We start from the raw sequence: 10,879 nt of genomic DNA, 5'->3' as shown, positions 1-10,879 counted from the left end.
TCCTGTTTTCCGATTCTGAATGATCGGGAGACAGGACCATTTTCCATGTGCGCCGACAGTCAACCACTGTTATGGCGTTGTGTTGCTTGGGGCAACCGTTAGCTACACTTATCACAATAAGTGCAGCTAACTGTGAGGAGAGGTGTTGGATACTAACGATGAATTGCTGATTCCACCCGTCGGTAGGGAGGAACATGTCTGGCACATCGCCGATGACGCTCCGGTCTCTCGCTCGCGTCGTTCCCGCGGCAACGGCGATTACGAGTCGACGGTTCCGACGCGACTGGCGTCTCTCGAACTTTCCATTCCCGCAGCCCTGAGTGCCGACGTCGAGGAAGCGGCGGGGGCTTTATCACGATTCGATATGTATGCCGCCTCCAGATTGGGTGCCGGGAATCATGTGCTTGGCCCGATGAGCGCGGTGCTGCTCAGGACCGAGGCCACGTCATCGTCACAGATTGAACATCTGACGGTTGGCGCCAAAAACCTCGCGCTGGAGACGATTCACGAAAGTTCCAGCGACAACGCGGCGATCGTCGTGGGTAATGTGCGTGCCATGGAGGCCGCCTTGCGCCTCGGAAAGGACATGGACGAGGAGCATGTGCTGGCGATGCATCGCGCACTGATGCTGGCACAGCCTGGTTGGGAGGAGGAAGCGGGGCGTTACCGCGACCGACTGGTGTGGGTGGGAACCGATTCGTACAGTCCTCGAGGAGCTTCGCATGTCGCCCCGCAGGCGGAGCTTGTTCCGGCGGCCATGCGGGATCTGCTTGCGTTCATCGCGCGCGACGATCTGCCTGTCATTGTCCAGTGTGCGATGGCGCATGCGCAGTTCGAGACCATTCACCCGTTCTCCGATGGCAACGGGCGGTGCGGGCGAGCTTTGGTGCACGCGATTCTGCGGAACAAGGGCTTGGTCCATGCCACCACCCCACCGGTCTCGGCTGGTCTGCTGAGACGCACGGACTCCTATTTCGATGCGCTGACGGCGTTCAGGAACGGTGACGCCGAGCCGATCGTCGAGTCGTTTGTGGAGGCGTGTCTGTTTGCGGCTTCCAGCGGTGAGCGCCTTATTGACGATCTGACGCATCAGCTGGATCTCGCTCGTGAGCAGCTGCAGGGAACGCGTTCCGATTCGCCGGTGTGGCGGGTGCTTCCGCAACTGATCGAGCAGCCGATCGTCACCACGAAGTACCTGTGCGAGTCAGTGGGGTTGAGCAAATCGCAGTCCGAGCGCGCGATACGGCGTATGGAAGGCGCCGGTGTCCTGACAGCACGAAGCGGTCGGCAGCGCAACGTCATCTGGGAGCACCGCGGCACATTGGATGTTCTGGATGCCTATGCCGCTGGGTTGCGGAGGCGGTAGGGCGTCTCGTTCAGGGTTATGCTCGGAATTGGTTTATGTGAAGATAAAGGCGAACAATGGCGCAGGTAAGGAGAACGATAATGGGACTAGAGGATGCCTTGTCGTCTGGGATTGGTTCCGGTTCGGCTGTCCCGCATCAGGCGTTCTATGCGCGCACCAGTGAACATGGATTCGAGACCTGCGTGGAGCACCTGTGCATGACTGGTTGTCTGTCTGGCGGATTCGCCCAGCAATTCGGGCATGGTAAGGACGGCTTGTTGGCCGGTCTGTTTCATGACATTGGTAAGTACTCTCAAGCGTTTCAGAAACGTATTCGTAACCCCGAACGCTATGGCAAGGTTGATCATTCGACGGCTGGCGCTCTGTTTTTGGTGCAGCATGGATGCTCTGCCGCATCGTTTGCGGCGATTGGACATCACACTGGGCTGCCTGATATGGGTGGTCTGGGCGAATTGGAGGGATCGACCTACAGTGCACGCATGAACAGGGCGTGCAGTGCGGGGAATAAGAATCCTCTCGTATTGGCTGATGCGTGGAAGAGTCAGCTGCACGTTCCGGCATCGGCGTTCATGGAGAATACGGAGGCTGGGCGAGAGATCGGACGGGAGAATAAGAACCGATCCTTCTATTCCGAGATGATGCTGACGCGCATGCTGCTGTCGACGCTGGTGGATGGGGATCGGCTCGACGCGGAGTTCTTCACGTCGAATCGGGAGGATCGCGCCGAGCATGAGCTGCTTGCACGTCTGAAGGAGAGGCTCGGCGGCGAACGGTTGGCGGAGGAACAGGCGCCATCGTGGAATACCCTACGTGAGGCGGCATTATCGGCGGCCGATTCCTTCGCCAATGAGAGCGATGCCAGGATCGCGCAGTTGGCCGGTATCGTGGAAGCGATCGCCCGGAAATATTTCGACAAACCTGATAAGACGCCGCTCGATGAAAAGCGATGTGAATTGTTGGAACGCTGTCTCGACCGCGGTCGGGACGAATCATGCGGTCCCGGGCTGTATACGCTTACGGCTCCCACCGGGAGTGGCAAGACTTTCTCGTCGATCGCGTTTGCGTTGGAGCATGCGCGTACGCACGGATTGCAGCGGGTCATCTATGTGATCCCCTATACGTCGATCATCGATCAGACCGTCGGCCAGTTCGAACGGATCTTCGGGATCGATGCCGTGCTGCCGCATTACGCCGAGGCGCCATATCAGCTCAAGGATGAATCCGATATGGACGAGAACGATCTCAAACGGGTGCTTGCGGCGGAGAACTGGAACGCGCCGATCGTGGTGACCACTGCGGTTCAGTTCTTTGAGAGTCTGTACTCGAACAAGACCTCTCGTTGCCGCAAGCTGCACAATATCGCGAACTCCGTCATCGTCTTCGATGAGGCACAGACGTTGCCGGTGCCGTATCTGCGTCCGTGTGTCCGGGTGATCGCCGAACTCGTGGAACGATACGGTGCCACGGCGGTGCTATGCACGGCGACGCAGCCGGAGCTCAAGCCGCTGTTCGACCGGGCGTTTGATGGTGCCGAGGCTAGGATTCCCGAGATATCGCCGTTCTCGGATGCCGATCGTGACACGTTCCGCCGTGTGACGGTCGATTGCATCGGCGATATCGGACTGGATGCGCTCGCGGACCGGTTGGGTGAGCATAGGCAGGTGCTGTGCGTCGTGAATACACGCAAGAAGGCGCAGTATCTCTATGGCCGACTTGCCGGAGATGACAGTGCAGGTGACGGCGAAGAGAACAGCGCAGAAGGCGTGTTCTGCCTGACCACGCTGCAGTGCGCGGCAGATCGCAGGCTCTTGCTTGAGGAGATTCGCGTTCGTCTTGCCGCGGATGAGCCATGCCGGGTGGTGTCCACCTCTCTGATCGAGGCCGGTGTGGATGTGGATTTCCCCGTTGCATATCGTGAGGAGAGCGGTTTGGATTCCATCATCCAGACAGCCGGACGTTGCAATCGGGAGGGAAGACGTTCGGCGGAGGAGAGCATGGTCTATGTGTTCTCCACTGAGGGAGGCTGCGCTCCGTTCCTGAAGCAGAACATCGAGGCGTTTCGCAGGGTGTCGGAGCGATGCGCCGACGCTGACGTGATGGCGGATACGGCGATACGTGGATACTTCAGCGAGATGCTGGATATGCTCGGCGATGCCTCTCTGGACAAGCGTCATATCCTGCGGCTGCATGAGAACGATGCGAACCTGCCGTTTGAACGTATCGCCGAACGGTTCAAGCTGATCGATACGCCGACCGTGCCTGTGTACATTCCGTTGTCCGGTGAAGGTGAGGCTCTGTGCGATCGATTGGAGCGGAACGACATCGATCGTACGCTGTTCAGACGATTGGGCAAGTATGCGGTGAACGTATGGCCCAAGCATCTGCAGCAACTGCTGTCGGCGGGATCCGTTGAACCGGTCGGACGCGGTGCATCTCCCGAAGAGGACTGCTTCATACTGAGGGATATGGGCCTCTATTCGTCACGACTCGGTCTGAGCGTGGACGTTGCCGCAGCGGATGGCATCTTCATATGACTGATCCGTGTGCACGACCCCGATGAGAGGCGTACACACGGATAGTTGATCAGATGAAAACCAACATATTTCAATCCACGCCGTACTGATGGCGACTGATGATCTCCGATGGTCACAGCGTTTTCATTGAGTAGCGCACCAAGGTGAGCATCCATTGGATATGGTACCACTGTGCGGTGTGCCCTGTATAAATTTCATGTTTGTTTATATCTACAATCTGTGCTATTGTTAATGGCAACAAAGATGTAGCTGTACGCAGTTCCGACGAAAGGAGAGCGAGGATGCCGGTGCGATTGGAGGTTTGGGGAGGTGGTGCTCTCTATTCCCGGCCTGAGTTCAAGACCGAGCGCGTCACGTATGATGTGATGACGCCGTCGGCGGCGCGTGGCGTTTTGGAGGCCATTTTCTGGCATCCCGGACTGCTGTGGCGAATTGATCGTATCCACGTGCTCAATCCGATTCGAGTCGATACTATCCGTCGTAACGAGGTCGACAGCGTCGTGAATGCAAGCAAGATCCGTGCGATGGCGGAAGGCCGTGGTGATGGTGGGGCTATCTACGCCGCCGAGTCCATTCAGCAGCGGTCGTCCGTCATTCTGCGGGATGTGAGATATGTGATTGACGCGCATTTCGTACTTGATCGAGCGAAAATGTCGTCGACGGATTCGGCGGAAAAGTTCCACAACATATTCTTGCGACGTGCAGGCAAGGGGCAGTGTTTCCATAATCCGTATCTCGGCACGAGGGAGTTCCCGGCCGGATTCCGATTGTGGGAGGGGGATGGCGAGCCTGTCGGGTTCGAACGGGGTCATCGCGATCTGGGCTATATGCTGTATGACTTCGACTACCGCAATCCGGCGCATCCCACGCCGTTGTTCTTCCGTGCCGCACTGGAGGATGGAGTGCTTGATCTGAACGATGTGGAGGTGCGATCGTGATCATCGGTGACCTTTGCGAGGAATACAACGCCCTCGCCTCCAAGGGGCGGGCTCCGGTCTATGGATACGATAAAGTCAATGTTCCATATGGATTGGTCATCGATGACGATGGGACGCTGCATGCCATCCGTCCGTTGGGTGATTTCACCGGGAAAAAGCCGCTCAACATCGTTTCGGTGCCTGCGCGCGTGACTCGATCATCGGGTATCGCGGCGAATTTCCTGTGTGATACTGTCGCGTACATGTTGGGCTATGACGCCAAGGGGAAACCCGATCGTGCGGCGAAGGCGTTCCAGGCGTGTGGCGAATTGCATCGTCTTGTATTGGGCGGTGTGGAGACACCGATCGTCGACGCCGTGCGTGCGTTCTTCGCGAAAGGTTCTCAGTGGGAGACCGCCCAAAGGCTCATGGGGGACGATTCGTGGAAATCGGCTCTGACAATGAATTTCGCCCTTCAATATGATGATGGAATGCGGGTCGTGTTCGTCGGGGATGATCCCGATGTGCGGGATGCGTGGGATGCGTATTACTCACGCGAGGATGTCGATGAAGACGGCGAAGCGGCGACATCGATGAGTCTTGTCTCCGGTAGGTCTGTTATTCCGGCGAAGATTCATCCCAAGATCAAAGGGGTGGCAGGGGCGCAGTCGTCGGGTGCCTCGCTGATCTCATTCAACGCGCCGGCGTTCTGTTCGCACGGTGTCGAGCAGAACGAGAACGCTCCGATGAGTAAACGTGAGGCTTACCAATACACGACCGCTCTGAATGTTTTGCTCGCGGATCGCGACCGGGTGCAACGCATTGGCGATGCGACCGTCGTATCATGGGCGCGTTGCGGAGATGTCGGATACACTGCCATGTTCAGTCGGTGGCAGATGAATCCGGCAGGACGATCCGCCGGGGAGGCGGTCGAGATCGAGGTGGGGGAGGCCCTGAAATCATTGGCTCACGGTCGACCGTACGATTTTGATAGTGTTCATCTCGAGCCCAATGAAGAGTTTCATGTGCTTGCCTTGTCTCCGAATGCGGCGCGTCTGGCGGTTCGGTTCTATCTGACCAATACGTTCGGCGCTTTTGCTTGCAATATTGATCGTCACTATGGGGATGTCAGAATTCGGCGTCCGAGCTACGATACGACAATGTTTCTGCCGACGTGGAGGCTGCTGAACCAGACCATCAGACCGCAAAGCAAGAATGCAAGGGTATCTGCTGAAATGGCTGGTGAGGTTATGGAGGCAATACTTAACGGTACCCCATATCCTGTGTCATTGATTTATGCCATTGAGCGTCGTATCAATGTTGAACATGATGTATCGCCGGATAAGGCGGCGATCATCAAGGCATATTACCTACGAGTAACCAATAACCCAAAATTCAAGGAGGTGCTTCAGGTGGATATCAATGAAGAAAGTGATTATGTGCCCTATGTGCTAGGCCGCATATTCTCCATCTACGAGCAGATTCAGTTAGCTGCCATTCCCAATATCAACACTACGATCAAAGACAAGTATTTCAGCAGTGCAGCTGCAACGCCAGCGCGAATATTTCCTATTCTGGGTGATCTTTCCATGAAACACATGAGGAAGACATGGCAGTACGAAGGGAAGAAGGCCAATTTGGCTAAAGCCCTGTGTGACTTGACCAGCAGGATAGGTGATCATTACCCATTGCGTCTTTCTCTTGAGGAACGTGGTGCGTTTCAACTTGGGTACTATTTCGAAAACCAGAAGCGATTCATCAAGAAGAATGCGAATGTCAAGGATACTGAACAAGGAGTAGATCATGATTGATAACAAACCAATTGAGAATCGTTATGATTTTACCATTCTCTTTGATGTGGAGAATGGTAATCCGAATGGAGACCCCGATGCGGGTAATATGCCGCGTGTTGATATCGTAAGCGGAAATGGTCTGGTGACCGATGTCTGCATCAAACGCAAGATCCGTGATTATGTGCAAATGGCAATGGATGAACGGGCTCCTTGGCGAATCTATATTCAGAATAGGCGCACGTTGAATCGTCTTGATAGTGAGGCCTTGGAAGCCGAGCATATCGATGCGCGTCCTGAAGACAAGGACTTTGCCAAGGAAATCAAGGCGTTGAAAAAGGATGATCCTGAATTGGATCGTCGCCTCCGTGATTACATGTGTGCCAACTTCTTCGACATCAGAACGTTCGGAGCGGTGATGACCACCTTCGTCAAGGGAAGCTTGGCGTGCGGTCAGGTGCGAGGTCCGGTTCAACTTGGTTTCGCCAAGTCGATCGATCCTGTTGACGTGCAGGAGGTCACCATTACCCGTATTGCAGTGACGAAGGAGGAGGATGCCGCTGAAAAGAACAACACCATGGGGAATAAGTACATTATCCCGTATGGTCTGTATCGCATGAACGGCTATGTTTCGGCCAAACTTGCGCAGAACGTAACCGGCTTCAGCGATGAGGACCTTGATATGCTGTGGCAGGCTATTCTGAACATGTTCGAATTCGATCGTTCCGCGGCCCGCGGCAACATGGCGGTCCGTAGATTGTATGTGTTCAAGCACAGTAATGCACTGGGTGATGCCCCATCGTGGAAACTGTTCGACAGCATCGACGTTCGCAAGAAGGAAGGGATCGGCGATGCGCGAAGCTTTGCCGATTATGACATCACCGTGAATCGTGATTTCATTCCGGACGCCGTTTCATTGACCGAAATGGTGGATGGCACGCTGTAGGCGAGTGTCCTGTACATACCGTCGATGGCCGGGAGATTGGCATCTGCACCTTCCGGCCATCGGCGGCGAACGTTCATCTGTTCGTCATATCGAATAGCTTCGGAAAGGTGGAATATGCCGACGCAATCCGATTATCCGGAAGAGGATTGGCTTGCCCTTTCGGGGCTCCAGCATTACGCCTTCTGCAAACGGCAATGGGCGCTGATACATCTGGAACAGCAATGGCAGGATAACTATCTGACCACGGCCGGCAGTCTGGAACATGATCGCGCCCACGATTATGCCGCGTCCGAAACCAGAGGTGATCTTCTTATCATGCGGGGCCTGCGAGTATTTTCGAGTCGACTCGGCATTACCGGTGCCTGTGACGTCGTGGAGTTCCGCGCTTCGTCCGATGGGGTGACGTTGCATGGGAGGGCAGGGCTGTGGTCGCCATATCCGATTGAGTATAAGCATGGTCGTTCGAAGAGCGACGATGACAATGCGGACAGACTGCAATTGTGCGCCGAGACGATGTGCCTGGAGGATATGCTGGCATGCAGCATCCCGGAAGGTGCCCTATTCTATCAGCAGACTAAACACCGTGAACGTGTTCTGATCGACGATGATCTCAGAGAACAAGTCACTGTGATGACTCAGCAGATGCACGAGCTATTCCGACGAGGCCACACACCCAAGGTCCGAGTGTCCAAAGCATGCAGAGCATGCTCGTTGCGAGATATATGTCTGCCTAAGCTCATGAAAAAGAATCGTTCTGCAAGGCACTATATTGATGAGATACTCTGCGAGTCAACTCATGGTGGGGAGATAGAAGGGGCTGAGTGATAATGAGACAGTTATTGAATACTTTATTCGTGACCTCTGAAGATGCGTATCTGTCTTTGGAAAATGAGAATGTCGTCGTCTCTCGAGAGGAGGATGTGCTTGCGAAAATTCCGCTACGATCATTGGAAGCCATTCTCTCATTCTCCTATAAAGGTGCTTCACCTGCGTTGATGGGGAAATGTGCCGAAATGTCCACGGGGATGTCGTTCTTTTCGCCGCGTGGCAGGTATTATTGCTCCATTCTTGGTGAAAGCAATCGTAATGTGTTGTTGAGGCGTGACCAATTTCGCATGGCGGATGATGAGACACAGTCGTTGCCTATTGCAAAATCGTTCATCGTCGGCAAAATATACAACAGCCGTTGGGTGCTTGAACGTACTAAGAGAGATCATAAACTTCGTGTCAACGTGGATCGCCTTTCACAGCAAAGCGAATTATTACAGAAGTTGATGGCGTCCGTACGTGACTGCAGCTCCATGGTCGAGTTGCGTGGAATCGAAGGACTGGCTGCCAAGGATTACTTCTTTGCATTCGATGACCTGATCCTGCGTAACAAGGACGATTTCTTCTTTCAGGAGCGAAGTCGGCGACCGCCTCTGGATAGGATGAACGCGCTGCTTTCCTTTATATATGCATTATTGACGAGTGATTGCATTGCCGCGTTGCAAGGTGCAGGGTTGGATCCTTATGTCGGTTTCATGCATGTGGATCGTCCGGGAAGGACCTCTTTGGCACTTGATCTGATGGAGGAATTCCGTCCTGCGATTGCAGATCGTTTTGCACTGACGCTTATCAATACCGGAGTCGCTCGTTCATCTCATTTCGAGGAGCGTGAAAATGGAGGTGTTTTTCTTACTGAGAACGGACGAAAAGCCGTGTTGTCGGCATGGCAGAAACGAAAGCAGGAAATCATCACCCACCCATTCATGGAGGAGCAAATACCGTGGGGACTGGTCCCCTATGTGCAGGCGCTGCTGCTGACTCGTACCATACGTGGTGATTTGGATGCCTATCCTCCATTTGCGTGGAAATAATGATCGGATAATTGATAGAGCGTATGTCGATTTAGTTCGTACGGGTTTGTGTACGCTTTTGTTGGGAAAGGAGTACGATGCTTGTTGTGGTTGCTTATGATGTCAATACGGAAACGGCTGAAGGGAGGAAACGTTTGCGTCATGTTGCGAAGGAATGCATGAAATATGGTCAGAGAATCCAGAACAGTGTTTTCGAATGTTCCGTCACTCCTTCGGATTATCTGTTGTTGAAGCATGCGTTGCAGGAAATCATGAATGAGGAGAAAGACAGTCTCCGCTTCTATAATCTTGGAACGAGATATTCGACTAAGGTAGAGCATATGGGCCGTCAAGGTCATATTCCCTTCGACGATGTAATGATGATCTGAGATGGAGTGATGTTGATCGGGGTAATGCCCCGTATGGTGACGCACGAGGACGATGCAAACCAAGTGCGATGTGGTAGCTCTCAGATTATGATCGGTCCTTCGCACCACATCGTGTGATGTTTGCGAGCGTTTTTGTTTTATCTTGTGCTGTTTGACAACTTAAGAGAGTTGATTTCCTGTCTTAAAGCGGTGATTGGCGAGGAACTGAGGTATTGTGAGCATGAGGATGGACTTGTCTGTCCACATTGTGAAAGATGCTGTCCATCTCCGCGGTCACTCCCCGCAAGGGGAGTGTGGATTGAAATATGTCCAACGCCGGCGGCCTCACCGGAGCCTCCACGTCACTCCCCGCAAGGGGAGTGTGGATTGAAATAGATTGTCCAACATCGCGTAGTTTCCGCGTGCCGGTCACTCCCCGCAAGGGGAGTGTGGATTGAAATCTGTGAGATGCAGAAAGGATAGACCTCTCACAGGGTCACTCCCCGCAAGGGGAGTGTGGATTGAAATGAGAATGATCGAACACATCGCGCCGCTCTCATCCCGTCACTCCCCGCAAGGGGAGTGTGGATTGAAATATGTACGCGGCCATGGATTCCTCCTCCTCGGCCGTCACTCCCCGCAAGGGGAGTGTGGATTGAAATGTGATGACGGTGATGACGGTTCCTATGGCGGCGACGTCACTCCCCGCAAGGGGAGTGTGGATTGAAATATCTTGCCGTTGAGCCCGTTGATGACGCCGTCGAGGTCACTCCCCGCAAGGGGAGTGTGGATTGAAATTGGTTTCGCCCCATGTGGGGACGATCTTGCAGTCGTCACTCCCCGCAAGGGGAGTGTGGATTGAAATAGGTCGGCGGGGCTTATGGGCGCGGTGACGGTCTGTCACTCCCCGCAAGGGGAGTGTGGATTGAAATGGTGGCGAGGTGGTGTCGTGCGAGGTGCTGCCGCCCGTCACTCCCCGCAAGGGGAGTGTGGATTGAAATTCGCCCAAGGCCTCGTATGCGCAGAACATGTCGTGGTCACTCCCCGCAAGGGGAGTGTGGATTGAAATGCGTTCGGGTTCGTCAGCGCCCACAGGCGACCGAAGTCACTCCCCGCAAGG

The 10,879-nt window shown here is 54.5% G+C and carries 8 protein-coding genes and 1 CRISPR repeat array (1 of these 9 only partly in view); all 8 genes read left to right on the top strand.

The annotated features are described in order from the left end of the window. Nucleotides 1-145: 145 nt before the first annotated feature. Complete coding sequence (locus EMB92_RS03755) at nt 146-1,366, top strand: Fic family protein (RefSeq protein WP_223847547.1); 1,221 nt, start codon at nt 146-148, stop codon at nt 1,364-1,366. 80 nt (nt 1,367-1,446) lie between these two features. Then, complete coding sequence (gene cas3 / locus EMB92_RS03750; protein ID WP_190973542.1) at nt 1,447-3,900, top strand: CRISPR-associated helicase Cas3'; 2,454 nt, start codon at nt 1,447-1,449, stop codon at nt 3,898-3,900. A gap of 281 nt (nt 3,901-4,181) precedes the next feature. Then, the gene (gene cas5c / locus EMB92_RS03745; protein ID WP_150393808.1) at nt 4,182-4,838 is read left to right on the top strand and encodes a type I-C CRISPR-associated protein Cas5c; all 657 of its coding nucleotides are present in this window, start codon (nt 4,182-4,184) and stop codon (nt 4,836-4,838) included. Then, nucleotides 4,835-6,628: a type I-C CRISPR-associated protein Cas8c/Csd1 gene (gene cas8c / locus EMB92_RS03740; protein ID WP_190973541.1), complete on the top strand. Its 1,794-nt coding sequence runs from the start codon at nt 4,835-4,837 to the stop codon at nt 6,626-6,628. Before cas5c ends, cas8c begins: the two co-directional genes overlap by 4 nt. Further along, nucleotides 6,621-7,553: a type I-C CRISPR-associated protein Cas7/Csd2 gene (gene cas7c, locus EMB92_RS03735; RefSeq protein WP_150393806.1), complete on the top strand. Its 933-nt coding sequence runs from the start codon at nt 6,621-6,623 to the stop codon at nt 7,551-7,553. The genes cas8c and cas7c overlap by 8 nt, the downstream gene beginning before the upstream one ends. A 114-nt stretch (nt 7,554-7,667) precedes the next feature. After that, entirely contained in the window at nt 7,668-8,378 is a 711-nt protein-coding gene (gene cas4, locus EMB92_RS03730; RefSeq protein ID WP_150393805.1) for a CRISPR-associated protein Cas4, read from the top strand. 2 nt (nt 8,379-8,380) lie between these two features. Continuing rightward, nucleotides 8,381-9,412, top strand: a complete 1,032-nt coding sequence (gene cas1c, locus EMB92_RS03725; RefSeq protein WP_150393804.1) for a type I-C CRISPR-associated endonuclease Cas1c — start codon at nt 8,381-8,383, stop codon at nt 9,410-9,412. A 77-nt stretch (nt 9,413-9,489) separates the two neighbouring features. Then, entirely contained in the window at nt 9,490-9,780 is a 291-nt protein-coding gene (cas2, locus tag EMB92_RS03720; RefSeq protein WP_150393803.1) for a CRISPR-associated endonuclease Cas2, read from the top strand. Nucleotides 9,781-10,052: 272 nt separating this feature from the next. Then, a CRISPR array of direct repeats spans nt 10,053-10,879; the repeat unit is 33 nt; unit sequence GTCACTCCCCGCAAGGGGAGTGTGGATTGAAAT; it runs 2,032 nt beyond the window's last position.

This window comes from Bifidobacterium callitrichos (assembly GCF_008698085.1).
Lineage (GTDB): Bacteria > Actinomycetota > Actinomycetes > Actinomycetales > Bifidobacteriaceae > Bifidobacterium > Bifidobacterium callitrichos.
The sequence above is the reverse complement of the archived record's forward strand: the minus strand, read 5'-3'. Positions and strand labels throughout refer to the sequence as shown.